Here is a 22842-nt window from a genome sequence, read left to right on the forward strand (position 1 = left end):
CAGCCAGTGATCACTGGCTGCATAACTGCTGATCAGGGGCGATCCTTCACTGTTCGCGGGATCGGGCGGCAGGAATCGTGAATCTTCGAAGCCGCTCGGCCGCTTCGGCGCGGACGGCACGCACAGCCGCGCGCACGGCACGCACAGCCGCGCGAACCCTCAGCCCATCTGCTCCGGTGGCTCCCAGCTCCGCAGCATCGTCTCGAAGATCCTCCGGGTCTCGGCCTGGTCCGCCTCGGGCCCGGTCATGTAGAGCGCGTACTCCGGTCCGCCCGCCTCGGCGAAGTACATCTGGTCGATGCCGTGGCGCGGACCCGGGTGGTCCTTGGACTCGACCCAGGTGAACTCCCAGCGGGAGCCGGAGCGGTCACGGAAGACGTTCTCCTCCAGCGTCAGGCGATCGTAGGCCGGCAGGCGCACGGACAGATCCTTCTCGATGCTCCGCATGTGCGCGTACGAGTTGTCGAAGTCCGGCTGCGGATCGAGGCTGATGCGGAGGCTGTGCGCACCGCCGTCCGGGGTGTAGTCGATCTGTTCGCTGCCCGTCAGCCGCTCCCAGCCCTCGGGTACGGCGAGACTGAAGCCCTCGGGGGCGGTGATCCGCTTCCAGCCGTCGGGGACCTCGTTCGAGACGGGCTCGTCGTCCCTCTCGGTGGGGCCGTCCGTCCGGTCCCCGGAGGCGGAAGGAGCCGGGCCTGCCGAGCCGCCGCTCGTGGCCCCGCCGCCCTCCGCCTTCATCGCGACCAGGCCCGCCGCCCCGCCGATCAGGGCGGCCACCGCGACGACCAGCAGGACGGTGCGCCAACGGCCCGGTCCGCGCCGGGCGTTGGGCGCCGAGGCGTACGGGACCACGGGCGGCGGGGACTGCCACTGGGGCTGGGACTGCGGGAGCCGGGCGGTGGAACCGTCCGGTGTGGAGCAGTAGTCGCGCAGGTCGTCCCCGGAGACCCGCTGCGTCGGCACGTGCGCCTGCGCGGCACGGGGTCTGCGCCCCTCCATCGCGTCCAGCAGCATGCGCTCCGTCTCCTGGGCCGACGGACGGTCCGCGGGGTCCTTGCGCAGCAGCGCGGTGATCACGGGCGCCAGCGCGCCGCCGTGCAGCGGCGGGGGCGGTTCCTCCGTGACGACGGCCTGCATGGTGGAGATGGGGGACGTGCGGCGGAAGGGCGAGCTTCCCTCGACCGCCGTGTAGAGCGTGGCACCCAGCGACCAGAGGTCGGACGCGGGGCCCGGGTCGCCGCCGCGTACCCGCTCGGGTGCCAGATAGTCGATGGAGCCCACCAGTTCGCCCGTCCTGGTGATGGTGGAGTCGCCCTCTATGGCGGCGATCCCGAAGTCGGTCAGCAGGACCTGGCCGTCCCGGGCGAGCAGGACGTTGCCCGGCTTCACGTCCCGGTGCAGGACACCGGCATCGTGGGCGGCCCGCAGGGCGCTCAGCACGTGGAGCCCGATCCTGGCGGCCTCGCGCGGCTCGATCTCGCCCGACTCCTTCGTCGCGTCGGCGAGGGAGGGGCCGTCGACGTACTGCATGACGATCCACGGGCGGTTGTCGTACTCGATGACGTCGTGGACGGTGACGACTCCCGGATGCGTGATCCGTGCCGCGGCGCGCGCCTCCTTCTGCGTGCGGGCGTGCAGCACGGCCCGGTCCGCCTCGGCGACGTACAGTCCGGCCGTCAACTCCTTGACGGCGACGGTGCGGTGCAGCACCTCGTCCTCGGCGCGCCACACCTTGCCCATGCCACCGCGGCCCAGGACGTCCCCCAGACGGTAACGCCCGGCCAGTAGGGTCCCCGCGTCCGTTCCCTGTACGTGTTCCACGTGTGTCCTCGCCCCGTTCCTTGGGACGACAGGTTACGGACGGGAGGCTGTGCCACGTAACCGCGCACCGCTCACAGGACGGCACTGTGATGCTTGTCGCTCCGCGCTGTCGCCCCGTCAGGAGCTCGCGCGGTAGGAGGACATGGCCTGACGGTAGATGTCGGAGATCTTGTCCCGCTCGTTCTCCGGGCCGATGACCTGCACGATGTGATATCTGCCGTCCACGATCATGACCAGGTTACGCACGTACACTTCACGGCCGCCGCTCTCCTGCCAGGTGAACTGCCCCTCCGCCATGCTCTGTCGTCCGATGTCCACGCGGCGCAGACCTGTGGAGGTGGCCCAGCTGGACTCCCGGAAGGGCTGCAACTCGGGCTGCGCGGTCCGCTGGTAGTCCAGCGGGTCACTGCCGTTGGCCTTGACGGTGTCCCGGCCGGGCACGACGAGCACGCTGAACCCGTCACTGCCGTAACGGATCTGACGGTCCGCGTTGGCCGGACTGCGCTGCCAGTCCTCCGGCACACCGATCTCGAAGCCTTCGGGGTCCTTGCGCAGCGTGTAGCCCGGTGCGAGGTCGGCTGCGGAGCCGCTGGTCTGCGGCTTCTCCGCACCCGGGGAGCCCGTCGGCTCCGTGGAGCCCGACGGGCGGGAGGACGGACCGCTGCCGGGATCCGGGTCCTCAGGTGCGGCGGAGCCCGAGGGTGCTGCCCCCGTCCCCGTCCCGGACCCCTGCTCGGGCATGAACAGCATGGCGTAGGCGATGGCGGCCGCCATCGCCAGCAGGATCAGCACCAGCAGCAGCCGTCCGAGCCGCCGCGGTGCCCGGCCCCCGGGCTGCGGCTGGCGCAGCACCTTGGGCCCCTTGGGTTCGCGGAGTGCGCGCGGTGGCTTCTCGCGGGCCGGGGGCTGTTCGTAGGCCCGAGGCTGTTCGTAGGCAGGAGGCTGTTCGTACGCCTGCTGCCTGTCGCGGCGCTGCGGCTTTCCCTGACGGTGCCGGCCGTGCGCCGCGCCGCCGCGCCCCCAACGGCGGCGCACCAGCTCGCCCCGGCGGCGCACGACGGGGAGGCGGGTGGCGTCCGCGGGCGGCATCGTGACGATGTCGGCGCCGGCCTCCGGCTCGGGGGCCGAACGCACGAGGGAGCGCAGCCAGCCGCGCAGCTCCTCGAAGTCGGGCCGCTCGGTGGGGTCCTGACGCAGCAGCGATTCGACGACGGGCCGCAGCGGGCCGCACTCCTCCGCGAAGGCCGGCGGCTCACCGCAGACCATCTGGACGAGCTCCGCGGCGTTCTCCTCCGGATAAGGGGCGTGCCCCTGCACGGCACGGTAGAGCAGGGCGCCCAGCGCCCACAGATCGGTGGAGGGCCCGATGGGCGGGGCGAGCTGCCAGTTGTCGTGGACGGGCCCTGCCTGCTCGGGCGCCCAACGCTCGGTGACCGCGCCGACGACGGCGATACGGGCCTGGCGTGCGCGCTCGGCGGCGAGGGGGGTGGCCGGGCCCCGGTAGGCGGGGGTGGCGCCCCTTCCGGCGACGACCTCGTCCCAGCCTCCGGCGGGTGTCCGGGCGGCCACCGGCTGCGGCAGCCGGTCCTGGCGCTCCGGGGGCCCGCTGCCGAGGCGCCGGGAGTCGGCGCGCAGCGCGTCCTCACCGGAACCGCCACGCCCTCCGGAGCCGCCTGCGGGCACCGGCCGGCCGGCGCCGGGGCCGTCGCCCCAGGTGCCGGCGAGGTGCACACGGCGGCCGGGTGGCCCGGGGGGTTCGTCGTCGTCCTCGTCGTCCTCGTCCTCGTCGTACGGATACGGATCGTCGGCCGCCCTGCCCCAGGTGTTGGTCAGCTGCGGCCGTCCGGCGACGGGAGGAGCGACCGGCCCGTCCCGCCCGTCCCGCTCGTCCGCGCCGGGCCCGTCATCGATGGCGTGGTCCTCGCCGTCCCGGTCCTCACCGGCACGGGCGGCCGCGGCCCGGGCACCGGCCCGGTAGGCCGCAATGGCGCCGGCGCGGGCGGCACGCAGCTGCGCCGCGCTTCCCGCGCCGGGCTGCGCCGCGGGCAGGACGGGGGGCGCCTGGCGCGCGACCTCGATCTCGGCTCGGGCGCCGGGGTCCGGCACACCGTGGGTGGCCGCCCTGGGGGCGGGCAGGGCCTCCGGAGCGGACAGCGGATCAGGCCCGGCCGGAGCACCGCCCGGCTCGTACGCCATCGGGTTCTCGTACCGGCCGGACTCCACGGCCGGGCTCTCGTACGGCCCTGAGGGACCGCGCTCGGCCGCCGGGGGCTCGTAGGGTCCGGTGGGGCCCGATTCGACGGCCGGAGGCCCGTAGACGTCCTCCTCGTCGCCGGGCTGCGGCGCCGGAACGTATCCGCACAGTGCCTCCTCGGCCGCGCCGGCCGCGAGTCCCGTCAGCACCACACGGCCGTCGTCGCAGACCAGCACCGTGCGGACCGTGATGTTGCGGTGCGTCCAGCCGTGCGCGTGCAGCACCCGCAGCGCCGTGAGCACGTCGGAGCCGATCTCGGCGGCACGGTAGGGGTTGAGGGGCCGCTCCGCGAGGAGCGCGGCGAGCGGACGGGCGGCGACCAGCTCGCTCACTATCCAGAGCGATCCCTCCTCGGCGAACACGTCGAAGACCTGGTCCAGGCGCGGGTGGTCGGGCACCTGCGCCGCCGCCTGCGCGGCCTCGATCGCCCGCCGTACCGCGGGGTCGGTGGGCCGCCGCACCGTGCGCCCGGTGGCGCGCCCGGCCGAGGGCAGCCCCTCGGCGTCGAGCACCTCCGCGTCCACGACCTCCGGCAGCGGGACCTGCCGCACCAGGACTTCCTGCCCGCTGTACGTGTCGAAGGCCCGGGTCTCCGCCAGTTCGTACGCATCGGACGGGGGCAGCGGAAGGCGGTAGCGGTCGGCAAGCACCCGACCCGCGTAGTCGTCCACGACGCCTCCCCAGAGCGCGCTGTCCCCCGGTCACCAAAGATCGCATGATTCCGTCAATCGCGGTCACTTGCTGTGCAATTGACCCACCATTCCGGCAGCGTACGGCTTTCGGTCTCTCACAATACGTGGCAAGTCCCGGCCGCGCGGCCGGGTCTCGGCAACCCGGCCGCCCGGACGGCCGCCCGAGCGGGTCAGTCGGTCGGCTCGAACGTGGCGTACGCCGTCTCGCGCAGCGTCCGGCACTCCTCGCCGTCCCATGCGTCCGCCTTGCAGCTGATCATGATCGAGTAGCCGTGGGTGGCGTCGACCTTGAAGCCCCGGTTGAGCACATGGACCGGCACGCCCCGCTGGGTGCGGGTGAACTCCCAGTCGGCGACGGTCGGGTAGCCGTTGTATTCGACCTTCTTTATCCCGAGGTGCTTGTAGCCGTTGCTCAGGCTCCTGGTCGCCGCGACCGCCGCGGCCCAGGCTGCTGCCGCGTCGTCCTTCGGCGAGGAGTTGTAGTCGATCTGAATGCGCGGGAACCCGCCGTCGGCGTTGTAGATGGCACCCGAGTTCTGTCCCGCTATGCCGTCGAACTTGAAGGTGCCGGGCATCGCCACCGAGAAGTGGAACTGCTTGTTCGTGACCGTCCTGTATCCGGCGGGCAGCGCGTCCGGGTCGGGGGTCGGCTCGGTCTCCGGGGGCGGCGAAGCGTCGCCGGACGCCTCGCCCTTGTCCTCCCCCTGGCCGTCCTTGCCGCCGTCCTGGGTCCCGGTGTCCTCGTCCTTGCCCGCGCCTCCGCCGGTGGCCGCGTCGCCGCCGGCGGTCGCACCGGCCGACGCGGCGGTGCCGCCCTTGGAACCGCCCTCGTTGCCCGTCTCGTCCTCGCCGAGCGTGATCGCGAGGACCGTACCGAGGACGGCGAGCACGACGACACCGGCGATGACCGCCAGCGTGCGGCGGGGCACGACATCGGTGATCGACGCGCGGGTCCCGGCCGGCCGGCCGGGAGGCGTGGCGGCCCCGGACACCGATGCCGTGGCTGCCGGGGTACCGGGCGCCCGCGAGGGCACCGGAGGAACGGCACCGGCGGCCGCCGGAGACTTCGCGTTGCGCACGGACCGCAGCGCGCCGCGCAGCCGGTCCCGGGTGCTCTCGGCGATCGCGGTCATGCCGGCCGCTGCGTTCGCGGAGGAGGGGCCGGGAGTCCGGCCCGCAGGGGCGGACCCGCCGGTGGCCGACCCGCCGGTGGCCATCCCGGAGCCTGCGGCACCCCCCGGGCCGCCGCCCTCGCCCGCCGGGGTGGGCACGACGGCTGCGGCCGCGGCGGCCTTCCTGCCACCGCCCCTCGGGTCGTTCCTGCCGCTCCTGCCGCCCTTGTCGCTCTTCGCGTCACCGATCGTGGGCAGCGCCATGACCTGGGTGGAGTCGGCCGGCGGTGCGGCGGGCCGTTCCGGAGCGTTGATCACCGCGTTGAGCAGGACGCGCGCTCCGGCGTCGGACAGCCGTTCGTCGGGGTCCCTCGCCAGCAGGCCGTAGATGACCTCCTCCAGCGGGCCCGCGTTCGCCGGGGGTTCGACGGGCTCCGTCATCACCGCTGTCAGCGTGGCGATGGCCGAGCCCTTGTCGTACGGCGGTCGGCCCTCGACGCTCGCGTACAGCAGCCCGCCGAGCGACCACAGGTCGGCGGGCGGACCCGGCTTGTGACCGCGGGCCCGCTCGGGCGAGATGTAGGAGGGGGCGCCGACGAGCATGCCCGTCGAGGTCACGGAGGGGTCACCCTCGACCTGGGCGATCCCGAAGTCCGTGAGGACGACACGGCCGTCCTCGGAGATCAGCACGTTGGACGGCTTCACATCGCGGTGCAGGATGCCCTCGCGGTGCGCCGAGCGCAGCACGTCGAGGATGGCGAGGCCGACCTCCGCCGCGCGCCTCGGCGTCAGCGTCCCGTCCTCACGGATCACCTCGGCGAGGGACTTGCCCTCGATGAGTTCCATGACGATCCACGGCCGGTCGTCCTCGTCGACCACGTCGTAGACCGTGACCGCGCTGGTGTTCCGGATCCGCGCGATCGCCTTCGCCTCACGCAGGGTGCGTGTGATGAGGCGCCGCTTCTCGTCGTCGTCGATGGCCGACGGGAAGCGCAGTTCCTTGACCGCGACCGTGCGCCCCAGCGTCTCGTCCGCAGCACGCCAGACCGTGCCCATGCCGCCCCGGCCGAGCACCTCCCCGAGACGGTACCGCCCCGCGAGGAGACGTCCGTCCTTGTCCCCTTGGGGCTCCCGTGACTGCTCCGCCTCCGACATGCGTCCCCTCTGCGATCAACCCGCCCTGGCAGAGCGTTCATTGTCCCTCACCCCGGGACCGGTCGTGGTGCCGGGTCCGGGGTCGGCCGTGGCACGGCCGGAGCAAGGAACCCCCTGCCACGCCGGTATTTCGGGGCGCTGCCCGCCGCCCCGCCGGTGCTGACTCCACTCACCCTGGGAAGCGCGAGCCCGCCAAGCGAACCACACCTCACGACCGCATCGCCCTACCTCCCCCGGTTCGTCGTGGAGGGCAGAGCCCCGGCGTCGCCTCTTACGTTGCTCCGCGACGTCCCCTGTCGGCGCGGCAGAGCAGGGCTCCGCACACCCGGCACGGGGACGGCCCGTACGGCAGGTGCTCTGTCCCGCGCGCCCCGAAGCGGACCCACGGGGTGCGGAGTTCAGCCGCAGGCGGGGCCCGGCCCGGCCAGGCCCCGCCCTGCCCTGCCCCGCTCCGGGGAGTCACCGAACGTCGTTCAGAGCGGCGCGATGTCGGGTGCCCCCAGCCGCGCCGCGTCCGCCGTCAGGTCGTCCGGCTGCCGCTGGGACTCGCGCTCCGCCTCCACCCGCTTGCGGTAGTGCTCCACCTCGCGTTCGACCTGGTCCGTGTCCCAGCCGAGCACCGGCGCCATCAGGTCCGCGCACTCGCGGGCACAGCGGGTGCCGCGGTCGAAGGTCTCGATGGAGATGCGGGTACGCCGGGTCAGGACGTCGTCGAGGTGCCGCGCGCCCTCGTGCGAAGCGGCGTAGACGACCTCGGCCCGCAGGTAGTCCTCGGCGCCCGCCAGCGGCTCGCCGAGGGAGGAATCGGCCTTCACGAGCTCCAGGAGTTCCTCGGCCATGGAGCCGTAGCGGTTGAGCAGGTGCTCGACCCGGGCGACGTGCAGACCGGTCCGGGCGGCGATCCTCGCACGGGCGTTCCACAGGGCGCGGTAGCCCTCGGCACCCAGCAGCGGGGTGTCCTCGGTGACGCAGTCCGCCACCCGCTGGTCGAGGCCGTGCACCGCCTCGTCGACGGCGTCCTTCGCCATCACCCGGTACGTCGTGTACTTGCCGCCCGCCACGACGACGAGCCCGGGCGCCGGGTGGGCCACGGTGTGCTCGCGCGATAGCTTGCTCGTGGCGTCCGACTCGCCGGCCAGCAGGGGGCGGAGTCCGGCGTAGACACCCTCGACGTCGTCCCTGCCCAGCGGGGTGTTCAGCACCGAGTTCACGCGCTCGAGCAGGTAGTCGATGTCGGCGCTCGACGCGGCCGGATGAGCCTTGTCCAGGTCCCAGTCGGTGTCGGTCGTGCCGATGATCCAGTGGCGTCCCCACGGGATCACGAAGAGCACGGACTTCTCGGTGCGCAGGATGAGCCCGGTCGAGGAGTGGATGCGGTCCTTGGGGACGACGAGATGGATGCCCTTCGACGCCCTGACGTGGAACTGTCCGCGCTCGCCGATCAGCGCCTGGGTGTCGTCCGTCCACACCCCGGTCGCGTTGACCACCTGCTTGGCCCTGACCTCGTACTCCTCGCCGCCCTCCACGTCCCGCACGCGGGCACCGACGACCCGCTCGCCCTCCCGCAGGAAGCCGGTCACCCGCGCCCTGTTGGCCACGTGCGCCCCGTAGCCCGCGGCCGTGCGCACCAGGGTCGCCACATAGCGCGCGTCATCCATCTGGGCGTCGTAGTACTGCAGGGCTCCGACCAGGGATTCCTTCTTGAGTGCGGGGGCGACCCGCAGGGCGCGGCGCCGGGAGAGGTGCCGGTGCACGGGCAGCCCGCGGCCGTGGCCCGAGGACACCGACATCGCGTCGTACAACGCGACGCCCGAGCCCGCGTAGAACCGCTCCCAGCCCTTGTGCTGCAACGGGTAGAGGAAGGGGACGGGCTTCACCAGGTGCGGCGCCAGCCGCTCCAGCAGGAGTCCGCGCTCCTTCAGCGCCTCCCGGACGAGCGCGAAGTCCAGCATCTCCAGATAGCGGAGCCCTCCGTGGATCAGCTTGCTCGACCTGCTGGACGTGCCGGACGCCCAGTCGCGCGCCTCGACCAGTCCGGTCGAGAGTCCTCTGGTGGCCGCGTCCAGCACGGTCCCGGCGCCGACCACGCCCGCTCCCACGACCAGCACGTCCAGTTCGCGCTCGGCCATCGCGGTCAGCGCTTCGGCGCGCTCCGCGGGTCCCAGTGTCGCTGTCCTCACTGCTGCCTCCCGGTAGTCCCGGTGCGTCGGGGGTCGTACGGCACGGAGCAGGTTCCGGCCCGGGGCCGGGCGCCCGTGCCCACCCTCCGATTCTGTCCGCGCTCCACGACTTCAGCCACCGCCTGTGGACAACACCCGCCTCACACGCGTCACAGAATGCGACATATAGGTCATATTTACGCCTAGTCTGACATTGCGCTGTCCACAGCAGTTGCACTTTCTGCCCCTTGGCCTTAGGGAAAGGACGGCCCACATGCCCGCAGACCTCGCCGTCATCGGACTCGGTCACATCGGCCTGCCTCTCGCCCAAGCAGCCGTCGGCGTGGGAATCCACACCGTCGGCTACGACACCGACCCACGCCCCTTCGCCGAACTCTCCGCGGGCCGTACGCCGGTCGAGGGATCCCTGAGCGCCTCCGACATCCGCCGGATGGTTTCGGGCGGCTTCCGGCCCACCGCCGACCCGGCCGAGCTGGGCCGGGTACGCACCGCCGCGATCTGCGCCCCCACCCCTCTCGGGCCGGACCGCACCCTCGACCTCGGCGCCGTGACCGACGCGGCCCGGGCACTCGCCGCCCGGCTGCGGCCGCACACCACGGTCCTGGTGGAGTCGGCCGTACCGCCCGGCACCACCGAGAACGTCGTCCGTCCCCTGCTGGAGGAGGGCTCCGGGCTGCGCGCCGGACGCGACTTCCACCTCGCCCACTCCCCCGGCCGGCTCGACCCCGGCAACCGCACCCATGTGTACGGGAACACCCCGAAGGTCATCGGCGGCCTGACCCCCGCGTGCACCGAGTCGGCCGCCGCCTTCTACGGTCGGCTCACGGACAAGGTCGTCCGGGCACGCGGGCCGCGCGAGGCGGAGATGACGAAGGTCCTCGAAACCAACTTCCGGCACGTCAACATCGCCCTGGTCAACGAGATGGCGGTGCTCTGCCACGACCTCGGCGTCGACCTCTGGGACGTCATCAGGTGCGCCGAGACGAAACCGTTCGGCTTCGAACCCTTCCGTCCGGGCCCCGGTGTCGGCGGCCACGGCGCCCCGGTGGACCCCGGCTACTTCCCGTACAACAGCCGTACGCCGGGGCACCCGTTGCGCATGGTCTCTCTGGCCAAGGAGATCAACGACCGCATGCCGAGCTATGTGATCCAGCGCTGTGCGACCCTCCTGAACGAACACGGCAAGTCCGTCCGGGGTGCCAGGGTCCTGCTCCTCGGTGTCACCTACAAGCCGGACCTCGCCGACCAGGAGGCCTCGCCCGCCCGCGAGATCGCGACCCGGCTGATGGACATGGGTGCCCAGATCGGCTACCACGACCCCCTCGTCCTGGACTGGCGGGTGCGCGACCTGCCCGTCCCGCGCGCCGACTCGCTCTACGAGGCAGCCGCCGGAGCCGATCTGACGGTGCTGCTCCAGCACCACCGCACGTACGACCTCCAGGGCCTCGCGGTGAAGGCCCAACTGCTCCTGGACACCCGCGGAGCCACCCCGGCGGGCGCCGCGCACCGGCTGTAGCGCGCCCCGGACGAGCCCGCCGGCATTCCGGTGGGCCGTGTCGGCGCGGGCTGCTAGCCTGCGGCGTCACTTCTCGCACATCCGTGCGCACCGTTCAGGGGGGAACACCCATATGAGCCAGCCCGTGCAGCCGCCGAACCCGTCGCAGCCCTACGGCGGCCAGCCGGCCGACGGCAACCCGTACGCGTCGGAGCAGCAGCCCGCGCAGCCCGGCAACCCCTACGCGGGCCAGCAGCCCGGCGCGCCGACGGGCAACCCGTTCGCGGGTCAGCAGCCCGGCCAGTTCGCCGGCGGCCCCTTCCCGCCCGCACCGCCGGCGGCCCGCAACCAGGTGGGCCTCGGTGTGCTGGCCGCCCTGGGCGCCGCGATCGTGGCCGCCATCCTGTACGGCGTCCTCGCCGGATCCATCGAGCGCGAGGTCGGCTACGCGGCGATCGGTGTCGGCTTCCTGGTCGGCTTCGCCGCGAGCAAGGTCGGCGGAGCGAACCCCGCCGTCCTCGGCGCCAGTGTCGTGTTCTCCCTGGTCGCGGTCTTCTTCGGACAGCTCATCGGCATGGCCATGCTCGTCGCGGAGGCCAACGGAGTCGGCTTCTCCGAGGTGTTCTTCGACCGCTTCGGCGACCTCGTCAACGCCTGGAAGGAACTGTCCGACTTCATGACGTACCTCTTCCTCCTCCTCGGTCCGGTCGCCGCGTTCGGCGGTGCCAGGAAGGCCGGCTGACACCCCGGCACGCGCAGGACGGCCCGGACCATTCCTCTGGTCCGGGCCGTCCTGCGTACCGCGCGGGGAGATCAGCGGCGGTGCTGCGAGTCCGCCACCGTCACCTCGACGCGCTGGAACTCCTTGAGGTCGCTGTAGCCCGTGGTGGCCATCGCGCGGCGCAGCGCGCCGAAGATGTTCATCGAGCCGTCGGGGCTGTGCGAGGGGCCGGTCAGGACCTCCTCGGTCGTGCCGACGGAGCCCAGGTCGACCAGCTTGCCGCGCGGCACGTCCTCGTGGACGGCCTCCATGCCCCAGTGCCGGCCGCGGCCGGGCGCGTCCGTGGCGCGGGCCAGCGGGGAGCCCATCATCACGGCGTCGGCGCCGCAGGCGATGGCCTTGGGCAGGTCGCCGGACCAGCCGACACCGCCGTCCGCGATGACGTGGACGTACCGGCCGCCGGACTCGTCCATGTAGTCGCGGCGGGCCCCGGCCACATCGGCGACCGCGGTCGCCATCGGGACCTGGATGCCGAAGACGTTGCGCGTGGTGTGTGCGGCGCCGCCGCCGAAACCGACGAGGACACCGGCTGCACCGGTGCGCATCAGGTGCAGGGCGGCGGTGTACGTGGCGCAGCCGCCGACGATGACCGGGACGTCCAGCTCGTAGATGAACTGCTTCAGGTTCAGCGGCTCGGCCGCGCTGGAGACGTGCTCGGCGGAGACCGTCGTACCGCGGATGACGAAGATGTCCACACCCGCGTCGACGACGGCCTTGGAGAACTGCGCGGTGCGCTGCGGCGACAGCGCGGCGGCGGTGACGACACCGGAGTCGCGCACCTCCTTGATGCGCTGCCCGATCAGCTCCTCCTGGATGGGGGCGGAGTAGATCTCCTGGAGCCGCGGGGTGGCGGCCTCGGCGGGCATCTCGGCGATCTCGTCGAGGAGCGCCTGCGGGTCGGCGTGCCGGGTCCACAGCCCCTCGAGGTTGAGGACACCGAGGCCGCCGAGCTCACCGATGCGGATGGCGGTCTGCGGGGAGACCACGGAGTCCATCGGCGCGGCCAGGAAGGGCAGCTCGAAGCGGTAGGCGTCGATCTGCCAGGCGATCGAGACCTCCTTCGGGTCACGGGTACGTCGGCTCGGCACGACGGCGATGTCGTCGAACGCGTATGCCCTGCGGCCGCGCTTGCCGCGCCCGATCTCGATCTCAGTCACGATGGTGTGGCCTTTCCTCTACGTCTGCGCTGACCAGTATCCCCGACACACACATGAGGGGCGGTCCCGGGAACTCCGGTCCGCCCCTCACCTGCGTTGATGTCTTACTTCCTGCTGTAGTTCGGTGCTTCGACCGTCATCTGGATGTCGTGCGGGTGGCTCTCCTTGAGTCCCGCCGAGGTGATCCGGACGAAGCGGCCCTTGCTCTCCATCTCGTCGACGGAAGCGGCGCCGACGTACCCCATGGTCTGGCGGAGTCCGCCGACCAGCTGGTGGAGGACGTTGGCCAGCGGGCCGCGGTAGGGCACCTGCCCCTCGATGCCCTCGGGTACGAGCTTGTCGTCCGAGGCCACCTCGGCCTGGAAGTAACGGTCCTTGGAGTAGGAACGGCCCTGTCCGCGGGACTGCATGGCGCCCAGCGAACCCATGCCGCGGTACGACTTGAACTGCTTGCCGTTGATGAACATCAGCTCACCCGGGGACTCCTCGCAGCCCGCGAGGAGACTGCCCAGCATCACGCTGTCCGCTCCCGCCGACAGCGCCTTGCCGATGTCGCCGGAGTACTGGAGGCCGCCGTCGCCGATCACCGGCACACCCGCGGCACGGGCGGCGAGCGCGGCCTCGTAGATCGCGGTGACCTGCGGAACTCCGATACCGGCGACCACGCGGGTGGTGCAGATCGAGCCCGGTCCGACGCCGACCTTCACGCCGTCGACACCCGCGTCGATCAGCGCCTGGGCGCCGTCGCGGGTGGCGACGTTGCCGCCGATGACGTCGACGGCGACGCTCGACTTGATCTTCGCCATCCAGTCGAGGGCGTTGCTGTTGTGTCCGTGCGAGGTGTCGACGATCAGGAAGTCGACACCCGCGGACGCGAGCGCCTGCGCACGGTCCAGCGCCTCGGGGCTGGCACCGACCGCGGCGCCGACCAGCAGACGGCCTTCGGCGTCCTTGGCGGCGTTCGGGTACTGCTCGGCCTTCTTGAAGTCCTTGACCGTGATGAGGCCCTTGAGGATGCCCGCCTCGTCGACCAGCGGCAGCTTCTCGATCTTGTGGCGGCGCAGCAGCTCCATGGCCTCCACGCCGGAGATGCCGACCCGGCCGGTGACGAGCGGCATGGGCGTCATGACCTCGCGCACCTGGCGCGTCCGGTCCGACTCGAAGGCCATGTCACGGTTGGTCACGATGCCGAGGAGCTTCCCCGCGGGGTCGGTGACCGGCACCCCGCTGATACGGAACTTCGCGCAGAGCGCGTCCGCCTCGCCGAGTGTGGCGTCGGGATGCACGGTGATCGGGTCGGTGACCATCCCGGACTCGGACCGCTTGACCAGGTCGACCTGGTTCACCTGGTCCGCGATCGAGAGGTTGCGGTGCAGCACGCCGACGCCGCCCTGGCGGGCCATGGCGATGGCCATCCGGGCCTCGGTCACCTTGTCCATGGCAGCCGACAGCAGGGGGATGTTCACCCGCACGTTGCGCGAGATGAGGGACGAGGTGTCGACCGCGTTGGGCAGGACCGCGGAGGCGCCCGGCAGCAGTAGCACGTCGTCGTATGTCAGCCCGAGCGTTGCGAACTTCTCAGGCACTCCGTCGACGTTTGCAGTCATGACACCTTCCCCAAATGGTCTTGATCGGTGCGGATGTCCATGCTAACGGGCTCGCGGGGTGTCTCATTCCACGATCAAGATCACCTGACGGTTCTGTGGCTTCCTCCACACCGGGAGAGCCTCGAGGAACCGTCCCTACTGGCCCGCGAGGGCCCGCAGCCTGCTCAGCGCACGGTGCTGGGCGACCCGGACCGCGCCGGGAGACATCCCGAGCATCTGCCCGGTCTCCTCGGCGGTCAGCCCGACCGCGACCCGGAGCACCAGCAGCTCGCGCTGGTTCTCCGGCAGGTTGGCGAGAAGCTTCTTGGCCCAGGCCGCATCGCTGCTGAGCAGCGCGCGTTCCTCCGGGCCGAGTGAGTCGTCGGGCCGCTCCGGCATCTCGTCGGAGGGCACCGCCGTCGACCCGGGGTGCCGCATCGCGGCGCGCTGGAGGTCGGCGACCTTGTGACCCGCGATGGCGAAGACGAAGGCTTCGAACGGTCTGCCGGTGTCCTTGTAACGCGGCAGCGCCATCAGCACCGCGACGCAGACCTCCTGCGCGAGGTCCTCCACGAAGTGACGGGCGTCACCGGGCAACCGGTTCAGCCGTGACCTGCAGTAGCGCAGGGCGAGGGGGTGGACGTGTGCCAGCAGGTCGTGCGTGGCCTGCGCGTCGCCGTCGACGGCACGGTGCACCAGAGCACCGATCACCGTCGTCCCGTCCTCGCGCATCGGACCATGGTGCCTTGACGGCGTCCGATCCGATGCATCGCGTCCCGGGTTGTGCACCGAAGCGTTATCCGAGGGCGCACCGGCACGGCCGACAGGCCCGTCGGAGCGGGCGGCGTGTTCGTCGGCCCGCGCGTCGTCGGCGCTGCGAGCACGTGCTCCAGCGTTCTGAGCGGGTGCGCCGGATGTCATCCCCTGCGCCCTCCCCTTCCGCTCGACCGAATGTTCCCGGAGGAACTCCACACCCCAAGGATGCGGCATCGGCCGGGAAGCGTCACATGACGCTGGTGGGGAGGGCCGGCCGCAGGGTCCGCCGCACCGCCGCCCCGTCCGCCTGTGTACGGACGGGATCGCACGGCTATCGGCCGCGCCGCGGCATCAGCGGACCAGGCCCCAGCGGAATCCGAGCGCGACGGCGTGCGCGCGGTCCGAGGCCCCGAGCTTCTTGAACAACCGACGGGCGTGCGTCTTCACCGTGTCCTCGGAGAGGAACAGCTCGCGCCCGATCTCCGCGTTGGAGCGGCCGTGGCTCATCCCTTCGAGCACCTGGATCTCCCGAGCGGTGAGGGTCGGCGCCGCACCCATCTCGGCGGACCGCAGCCGGCGCGGGGCGAGCCGCCACGTCGGATCGGCGAGCGCCTGGGTCACGGTCGCGCGCAGCTCGGCGCGCGAGGCGTCCTTGTGCAGATACCCCCGGGCCCCGGCGGCGACCGCGAGCGCGACGCCGTCCAGGTCCTCGGCGACGGTCAGCATGATGATCCTGGCGCCGGGGTCGGCCGAGAGCAGCCGCCGGACCGTCTCCACACCCCCCAGACCGGGCATGCGCACGTCCATCAGAATCAGATCCGAACGATCGGCCCCCCAGCGGCGGAGGACTTCCTCGCCGTTGGCCGCCGTCGTCACACGCTCGACACCGGGCACGGTCGCAACCGCGCGGCGGAGCGCTTCTCGGGCAAGCGGGGAGTCGTCGCAGACGAGGACGGATGTCATGACCGTCCTCCGCAGCTGATGCGCGTCACCTTGTGCCTCCAGGCTGATACAAGTCGTCACCTGTGCGGTTGACCCCCTCGGACATCTGCCCGAGCTCGTTCTCCGTCAACCGCCTCCCCCTCAACAACGACGGTCACTCGAAAGAGTTACGGGCCAAAGCATCCGGTTCGGCACTCTAAGTGAGGGGTCGCACACGGAGAAGAGCGACACGGGTTCATTCGCCCCCCGGCTGACCGCCTGCGGCGGCAACCTGCCCCATTTAGCGGGTTTTCTTCACTTTTGTTGGCGTCTGGGGCTAGATTCGCAATCAGTCATATTTACATCTACTAACACCGTAGATGTACGGTCGGGACTCCGGTCATCGACGAGCAATAGACGAGCGACAACGGTCGACGATGCCGTTTCCGAACCAGCAAGGTTTCGAGGGGACACGCAATGGCAGATTTCTCCCGCCTTCCCGGACCCAACGCGGACCTGTGGGACTGGCAGCTGCTGGCCGCCTGCCGCGGGGTAGACAGTTCGCTGTTCTTCCACCCCGAAGGGGAACGAGGAGCGGCCCGGAGCGCCCGTGAGACCTCTGCGAAGGAGGTCTGCATGCGCTGCCCGGTGCGCGCCGAGTGCGCGGCGCACGCACTGGCGGTACGGGAGCCCTACGGCGTGTGGGGCGGCCTGACCGAGGACGAGCGTGAGGAGCTCATGGGCCGCGCCCGCAACCGTCTGATCTCCGCCCACTCAGGACCGGCACCGGAGGCGGACCGCACCTGACCCGCTCCTGAACCATCGAACGCAGAAACGTTTCCCCGCTCTTGGCGCGCCCGCCGCAGGACCTGCCGAACCGGGCGCGGCGGGCTCGTCGGGTCAGCGTGGGGCCGCCAGGGACAGCTGGTCCATGGTCGCCGCCACCGCGGGCACCCGGGCGAGGTCGGGCAGGGTGAGGGCGACGATCTCACGCTCCACGGCCGGCTCGACCATCACGGTGCGGACCCCCTTGCGCCGTACGGACTCGAGGGCCAGCTCGGGCAGGACGGCGACACCCAGCCCCGCTCCGACCAGGCCGATCACCGCCGGGTAGTCATCCGTGGCGAAGTCGATCCGAGGGGTGAATCCGGAGTCCTCGCAGACCTCCACCAGCTGCCGTCTGCAGCGCGGGCAGCCGGCGATCCACGGCTCGTCGGCCAGCTCCCCGATGCCCACCGCTCCCGCCCCCGCGAGCCGGTGCCCCTCGGGGACCAGTCCGGTCAGCCGGTCCTTGAGCAGCGGGCGCACGACGAGGTCGTCCCATTCGCCCCCGGCCGTCCCGTAGCGGAACGCCAGCGCGATGTCGCAGTCGCCGTCGCGCAGCATCTCCACCGAGCGCGGCGGTTCCGCCTCGACGAGCGAGACCTGGGTGCCGGGGTGCGCGGCGCGCAGCGCGGCGAGTGCGCCGGGGACCAGGGTGGAGCTGCCGCTCGGGAACGACACGAGCCGGACCCGGCCGGCCCGCAGCCCGGCGATCGCGGCGACCTCCTCCTCCGCGGCGGTCAGCCCCGCGAGGATGCCGGACGCATGGCGCACCAGCGCCTCACCCGCCTGGGTGAGGCGCATCTCGCGTCCCGTACGGATCAGCAGCGGAGTCCCCGCGGAGGCCTCCAGTGCCTTCATCTGCTGGCTGACGGCAGGCTGGGTGCAGCCCAGCTCCCGCGCGGCGGCGGAGAACGAACCGGTGGTGGCCACGGCGCGCAGGACACGGAGATGACGGGCTTCGATCACCCTTCAACCATAAGCGGCTCTTGCAGGACCGGTCGAATATTCATGCGCGGCTTTGAGTGCCGGCCGCTAGCCTGTGCGCTTATGAAGGTGCTCTCCGTGAATCTCGGCCGTCCCACACCCTCCGCACACTCCGACGCGGCCGACGGCCTCACCGGGATCGGCAAACAGCCGTCCGCGGGCCCGGTGCCGGTGGCCGATCCCGGACCCAAGGGCAGCGGCGGCAGCGGCCTGACCGGCGACGCGGTGTGCGATCTCCGGCACCACGGCGGGACGGACCAGGCGGTGTACGCGTACGCCCGCGAGGAGCTCGACGCCTGGGAGAAGGAGCTCGGCCGCCCCCTGCCCAACGGTGCGTTCGGCGAGAACCTGACGACCCTTGGCCTGACCGTGAGCCGGGCGCGGATCGGGGAGCGCTGGCGGATCGGCGACGAGCTGGTCCTGGAGGTGACCTCCGGCCGCATTCCGTGCCGTACGTTCGCGGGCCACCTGGGCGAGCGCGGCTGGGTGAAGCGGTTCACGCGCGAGGGAGCCACGGGCGCGTATCTCCGGGTGATCGAACCGGGGACGATCCGTTCCGGTGACCCGGTCGAGGTGGTGCACGTGCCCGACCACGACATCACGGCGGCCATGGAGTTCCGTGCGACGACCACGGAGCGGGAGCTGCTGCCGCGCCTGCTCGAAGCCGGTGACGCGCTGCACCCCGAGACACTGCGCGCGGCGCGGGCGTACGCGGCTCAGCGGAACCCCGTCTCCTAGGGTCTTTCGTTCGGATCAGGCTGGATCGGGGAGCGGTGACGGGGCACGCGAGCCCGGCATGATCCGGACGAGGGGCCCCGGACGGCCCGCGCCTCTCGCGGTACCCCACCCCGGCTGACCGGTGGCGGAGGGGAGGCACGTCCGGCGGCGGCGCGGGCGGGCGCTAACGTGCCGCCTATGACGACTGCACTGATTACGGGCGCGACGGCGGGGATCGGTGCCGCCTTCGCACGGCGGCTCGCGGGTGACGGGCACAATCTGGTGCTGGTGGCCCGCGACACGGAGCGGCTGCGGGCCCAGGCCACGGAGCTGCACGACGGACACGGCATCGAGGCCGAGGTGCTGACGGCCGACCTGTCCACGGACGCCGGGATCGAGGCGGTCGCCGCACGGCTGACGGACCGTGTGAGCCCGGTCGACCTGCTGGTCAACAACGCCGGCTTCGGGAACAAGGGGCGCTACCTGGATGTGTCCGTGGCCGACGAGCTGACGATGCTGAAGGTCCACTGCGAGGCCGTCCTGCGGCTGACCTCGGCCGCCGCCGGCTCGATGCGGGAGCGCGGTCGTGGCGGAGTGGTCAACGTGGCCTCCGTAGCGGCCTTCCTGCCTCGGGGGACGTACGGGGCGTCGAAGGCATGGGTCGTCCAGTTCACCCAGGGCGCGGCGAAGGACCTCGCGGGTTCGGGGGTGCGGCTGATGGCGCTGTGCCCGGGCTTCGTACGGACCGAGTTCCACGAGCGGGCCGGAATGGGCACGGGCAACATCCCGGACTGGATGTGGCTCGACGCGGACAAGCTGGTGGCCACGGCCCTGGAGGACCTGGCCCGGGGCAGGTCCGTGTCGATTCCGGACCCGCGCTACAAGGCCCTGATGGGCCTGGTGAAGCTGACGCCCCGCAGCCTCCTGGGCGGAGTCACCTCCCGCGCGGGCCGGACGTACGGGCCGAAGTAGGCGCAAGGTCCGGGGTTTCCGGAAGACACCGAGGCCCGGTGCCCCCGCGACGGGGGTACCGGGCCTCGGCGGCGTACGGAGCGTACTAGTGGGAGTGGCCGTGGCCGCCGTGACCGGCGTCGGCCTCTTCCTCGGCCGGCTTCTCGACGACCAGGGTCTCGGTCGTGAGCAGCAGCGACGCGATGGACGCGGCGTTCTCCAGGGCGGAGCGGGTGACCTTGACCGGGTCGATGACGCCGGCCTTCACCAGGTCGCCGTACTCGCCGGTCGCGGCGTTGAAGCCCTGACCCTTGTCGAGCTCGGAGACCTTCGAGGTGATGACGTAGCCCTCGAGGCCCGCGTTCTCCGCGATCCAGCGGAGCGGCTCGACGGCGGCGCGGCGCACGACCGCGACACCTGTGGCCTCGTCGCCGGTCTTGCCGAGGTTGCCCTCGAGGACCTTGACGGCGTGGACCAGAGCGGAGCCACCACCGGAGACGATGCCCTCCTCGACCGCGGCGCGGGTCGCGGAGATGGCGTCCTCCAGACGGTGCTTCTTCTCCTTGAGCTCCACCTCGGTGGCGGCACCGACACGGATCACGCACACGCCGCCGGCCAGCTTCGCGAGGCGCTCCTGGAGCTTCTCGCGGTCCCAGTCGGAGTCCGTGGACTCGATCTCGGCCTTGATCTGGTTGACGCGGCCCTTGACGTCGGCGGAGTCGCCGCCGCCGTCGACGATGGTCGTGTCGTCCTTCGAGACGGTGACGCGGCGGGCGGTGCCCAGCACGTCGAGACCGGCGCCGTCGAGCTTGAGGCCGACCTCCTCGGCGATGACGGTCGCACCCGTGAGGGTGGCGATGTCGCCGAGCATGGCCTTGCGGCGGTCACCGAAGCCCGGGGCCTTCACCGCGACGGCGTTGAAGGTGCCACGGATCTTGTTGACGACGAGGGTGGAGAGCGCCTCGCCCTCGACGTCCTCGGCGATGATCAGCAGCGGCTTGGAGGCACCCGCCTGGATGACCTTCTCCAGGAGGGGGAGCAGCTCCTGGATGGAGCCGATCTTGCCCTGGTGGATCAGGATGTACGGGTCGTCGAGGACGGCCTCCATACGCTCCTGGTCGGTCACCATGTACGGCGACAGGTAACCCTTGTCGAAGGCCATGCCCTCGGTGAACTCCAGGTCCAGACCGAAGGTGTTGGACTCCTCGACGGTGATGACACCGTCCTTGCCGACCTTGTCCATCGCGTCCGCGATGAGCTCGCCGACCTGCGGGTCCTGCGCGGAGAGCGCGGCCACGGCGGCGATGTCGGCCTTGTCGTCGATCGGGCGGGCGGTCGCGAGGAGGTCCTCGGACACCGCCTTGACGGCTGCGTCGATGCCCTTCTTCAGGGCGGCCGGGGACGCGCCCGCGGCGACGTTGCGCAGGCCTTCGCGGACCAGGGCCTGGGCGAGCACGGTGGCGGTGGTGGTGCCGTCACCCGCTACGTCGTTGGTCTTGGTCGCCACCTCCTTCACCAGCTGGGCACCGAGGTTCTCGTACGGGTCGTCGAGCTCGACCTCGCGCGCGATGGTGACACCGTCGTTGGTGATGGTGGGTGCGCCGAACTTCTTGTCGATGACGACGTTGCGGCCCTTCGGACCGATCGTCACCTTCACCGTGTCGGCAAGCTTGTTGACGCCGCGCTCAAGGGCGCGACGGGCGTCCTCGTCGAACTTCAGAATCTTCGCCATGGGCTGAGCTGTCCTCTCAAACGAACTGCGCCCCTCGCCGCCCGGCTAGTTTTCGCAGGGGGCCAGGGGCGCAGAACGGAAGCAAACGTTAAGTGAATTACTTCTCGACGATCGCGAGAACGTCGCGCGCCGAGAGGACGAGGTAGTCCTCGCCGTTGTACTTCACCTCGGTGCCGCCGTACTTGCTGTACAGAACGACATCGCCGGTCTTGACGTCGAGCGGAAGCCGCTCGCCGTTCTCGAAGCGGCCCGGGCCCACGGCCAGGACGACGCCCTCCTGGGGCTTCTCCTTGGCGGTGTCCGGAATGACCAGGCCGGAAGCCGTGGTCTGCTCGGCGTCGAGCGGCTGGACCACAATGCGGTCCTCGAGCGGCTTGATCGCAACCTTGGAGCTGGTGGTCGACACGATCCGGTCTCCCCCTTCGGAGATCTCACGGGGTTTAACAGTCTGTGGTTGGCGACCAGACCGATCCGTCGTCGCGGGTGCCGGACCTGCCCTGTCGCGCGGTTGTGCTGGCACTCTCCATCGGTGAGTGCCAGCACAGAGACTATGACCGCGATTAGCACTCGGTCAAGCGGAGTGCCAATTCACCACCCTGGCGTGGCGTCGCGTGACCGCTCACGCCGGACAACGCGGGAGGCCGCCGCGGTGTTCCGGTGACGGAGGGATCGCGCGGGGCGCCCCGTATCCACGCCGGACGCGGTCCCGTCAGACGTAGTCCTCCAGCCTGGCCACGGAGTACCCCTTGTCCGTGACCGTCTTCATGACCTGGCGGATCATGTCGGTCATCGACCCCTCCCAGTCCTCGTCCCCACGGAAGTGGGTGAGGATGATGTCGCCGGGGTGCAGGTCCCGGTCCTGCTCGCGCCACTCCATGTGGTCGGGGAACGCCTCGGCGGCCCACAGGGGCACGGCCTTGATGCCGCAGGACGCGGCGACGCGCAGGGTGTCGCCGTTGTAGTTGCCGTACGGCGGCCTGAAGAGGGTGGGCCGCTTCCCGAAGTACTTCTCGATCTTGTCCTGTTCACCGCAGATCTCCCGCCGCTGCTCGGCCTTCGAGAGCCCCGGGAGATAACGGTGGTTGATCGTGTGGTTGTTGAGGGTGACCCCCCTGGCCTGCATGTCCTTGAAGTACCCGTAGTCGTCACTCACCACGTAGTCGCTGAGGAAGGCGCTGTACGGGATCTTCAGCTCGGTCATCATCCGCAGCAGTTCGGGGTCCTTCTCCGCCCCGTCGTCCATCGTCAGGAAGACGACCCGCTCCTTGGTCGGCACGGTGGTGAAGACCGGTGGCAGCGTCTCCCCGCCCTCCACCTCGAAGCCCTCGCGGGTGGTGATGCGCGGCTTCACCGCGGGAGGCGCGGGGGCGACGAGCGGGACCTTCGCCAGACCCCACTTCTTCGCGGCGGCGACGCGGGCGGCCCGCTCCCGCTTCAGCCGCTCGGCCTTGGCGGCGGGCGCCTGCGCGACGGCGGCCCCCTGCTGCCCGGCGGCCGGCTTCCCCGGGCCGCCGGCTCCTTGGCCCTCACCGTCGGCGCATCCGGAGGCGGCGGCGCCCATCAGCAGTGCGGCCAGAACCGCACAGGCCGTTCTGCGGCACTTCATGGCAGATTTTTCTTTTTGTCGTACTAGCTGCATGGCGCCGCATCCTGCCACCGCGTCACCGGCCTCCTCCCACGACACATCCGGCGGGCCCGCCGCATCCCCCGGCTGGCTCACAAT

The 22842-nt window shown here is 71.4% G+C and carries 17 protein-coding genes; 5 read left to right on the plus strand and 12 right to left on the minus strand.

The window, feature by feature from the left end; genetic code table 11:
• Positions 1–159 precede the first annotated feature (159 nt).
• The 4 genes from BFF76_RS12605 to BFF76_RS12620 all read right to left on the minus strand — a co-directional run bounded on the left by BFF76_RS12605 (position 160) and on the right by BFF76_RS12620 (position 9214).
• Entirely contained in the window at positions 160–1821 is a 1662-nt protein-coding gene (locus BFF76_RS12605) for a serine/threonine-protein kinase (RefSeq protein ID WP_065848244.1), read from the minus strand.
• Between the two features lie 117 nt (positions 1822–1938).
• Positions 1939–4746 (minus strand): protein kinase, encoded by a 2808-nt coding sequence (locus BFF76_RS12610; RefSeq protein ID WP_065848245.1) that lies wholly within the window; start codon positions 4744–4746, stop codon positions 1939–1941.
• Between the two features lie 191 nt (positions 4747–4937).
• Positions 4938–7034 (minus strand): serine/threonine-protein kinase, encoded by a 2097-nt coding sequence (locus BFF76_RS12615; RefSeq protein ID WP_065848246.1) that lies wholly within the window; start codon positions 7032–7034, stop codon positions 4938–4940.
• Between the two features lie 473 nt (positions 7035–7507).
• Positions 7508–9214 carry a glycerol-3-phosphate dehydrogenase/oxidase gene (locus BFF76_RS12620; protein WP_031096479.1) on the minus strand — a complete coding sequence of 569 codons (1707 nt, stop codon included), beginning with the start codon at positions 9212–9214 and terminating at the stop codon, positions 7508–7510.
• Positions 9215–9467: 253 nt separating this feature from the next.
• Here BFF76_RS12620 and BFF76_RS12625 point away from each other — a divergent pair, with 253 nt between their 5' ends.
• Together BFF76_RS12625 and BFF76_RS12630 are read left to right on the plus strand one after the other, a co-directional pair.
• Complete coding sequence (locus BFF76_RS12625) at positions 9468–10730, plus strand: nucleotide sugar dehydrogenase (RefSeq protein ID WP_031096477.1); 1263 nt, start codon at positions 9468–9470, stop codon at positions 10728–10730.
• Positions 10731–10842: 112 nt separating this feature from the next.
• The gene (locus BFF76_RS12630; protein WP_065848247.1) at positions 10843–11451 is read left to right on the plus strand and encodes a hypothetical protein; all 609 of its coding nucleotides are present in this window, start codon (positions 10843–10845) and stop codon (positions 11449–11451) included.
• A gap of 71 nt (positions 11452–11522) precedes the next feature.
• Here BFF76_RS12630 and BFF76_RS12635 read toward each other — a convergent pair whose 3' ends face one another.
• The 4 genes from BFF76_RS12635 to BFF76_RS12650 form a co-directional block, all read right to left on the minus strand.
• Entirely contained in the window at positions 11523–12647 is a 1125-nt protein-coding gene (locus tag BFF76_RS12635) for a GuaB3 family IMP dehydrogenase-related protein (protein WP_031096475.1), read from the minus strand.
• A gap of 104 nt (positions 12648–12751) precedes the next feature.
• Positions 12752–14254: an IMP dehydrogenase gene (gene guaB / locus BFF76_RS12640; RefSeq protein ID WP_031096473.1), complete on the minus strand. Its 1503-nt coding sequence runs from the start codon at positions 14252–14254 to the stop codon at positions 12752–12754.
• Positions 14255–14389: 135 nt separating this feature from the next.
• The gene (locus BFF76_RS12645; protein WP_030123887.1) at positions 14390–14965 is read right to left on the minus strand and encodes a sigma-70 family RNA polymerase sigma factor; all 576 of its coding nucleotides are present in this window, start codon (positions 14963–14965) and stop codon (positions 14390–14392) included.
• Positions 14966–15340: 375 nt separating this feature from the next.
• A complete protein-coding gene (locus BFF76_RS12650) occupies positions 15341–15952 on the minus strand; it encodes a response regulator transcription factor (protein ID WP_003948568.1) in 612 nt (203 codons plus the stop codon).
• 435 nt (positions 15953–16387) lie between these two features.
• Between BFF76_RS12650 and BFF76_RS12655 the strand changes: the two genes are divergently transcribed.
• On the plus strand, positions 16388–16717 hold the full coding sequence (locus tag BFF76_RS12655) for a WhiB family transcriptional regulator (RefSeq protein WP_053930290.1): 330 nt from the start codon (positions 16388–16390) through the stop codon (positions 16715–16717).
• A 93-nt stretch (positions 16718–16810) separates the two neighbouring features.
• Here BFF76_RS12655 and BFF76_RS12660 read toward each other — a convergent pair whose 3' ends face one another.
• Positions 16811–17701 carry a LysR family transcriptional regulator gene (locus BFF76_RS12660; protein ID WP_053930289.1) on the minus strand — a complete coding sequence of 297 codons (891 nt, stop codon included), beginning with the start codon at positions 17699–17701 and terminating at the stop codon, positions 16811–16813.
• An 81-nt stretch (positions 17702–17782) separates the two neighbouring features.
• Here BFF76_RS12660 and BFF76_RS12665 point away from each other — a divergent pair, with 81 nt between their 5' ends.
• Positions 17783–18457, plus strand: coding sequence for an MOSC domain-containing protein (locus tag BFF76_RS12665; RefSeq protein ID WP_053930288.1), 675 nt, complete (start codon positions 17783–17785; stop codon positions 18455–18457).
• A 177-nt stretch (positions 18458–18634) separates the two neighbouring features.
• A complete protein-coding gene (locus tag BFF76_RS12670; RefSeq protein ID WP_031096460.1) occupies positions 18635–19408 on the plus strand; it encodes an SDR family NAD(P)-dependent oxidoreductase in 774 nt (257 codons plus the stop codon).
• Positions 19409–19493: 85 nt separating this feature from the next.
• On the opposite strand, the gene groL is transcribed toward BFF76_RS12670, so the two are convergent.
• From groL to BFF76_RS12685, 3 genes are all read right to left on the minus strand, one after another.
• Entirely contained in the window at positions 19494–21119 is a 1626-nt protein-coding gene (gene groL, locus BFF76_RS12675) for a chaperonin GroEL (protein ID WP_053930286.1), read from the minus strand.
• 97 nt (positions 21120–21216) lie between these two features.
• Positions 21217–21525, minus strand: a complete 309-nt coding sequence (gene groES / locus BFF76_RS12680; protein ID WP_030579741.1) for a co-chaperone GroES — start codon at positions 21523–21525, stop codon at positions 21217–21219.
• A 303-nt stretch (positions 21526–21828) separates the two neighbouring features.
• Positions 21829–22725: a polysaccharide deacetylase family protein gene (locus tag BFF76_RS12685; RefSeq protein WP_244167269.1), complete on the minus strand. Its 897-nt coding sequence runs from the start codon at positions 22723–22725 to the stop codon at positions 21829–21831.
• Positions 22726–22842: the final 117 nt, after the last annotated feature.

Source organism: Streptomyces mutomycini, from assembly GCF_001700505.1.
Taxonomy (GTDB): domain Bacteria; phylum Actinomycetota; class Actinomycetes; order Streptomycetales; family Streptomycetaceae; genus Streptomyces; species Streptomyces mutomycini.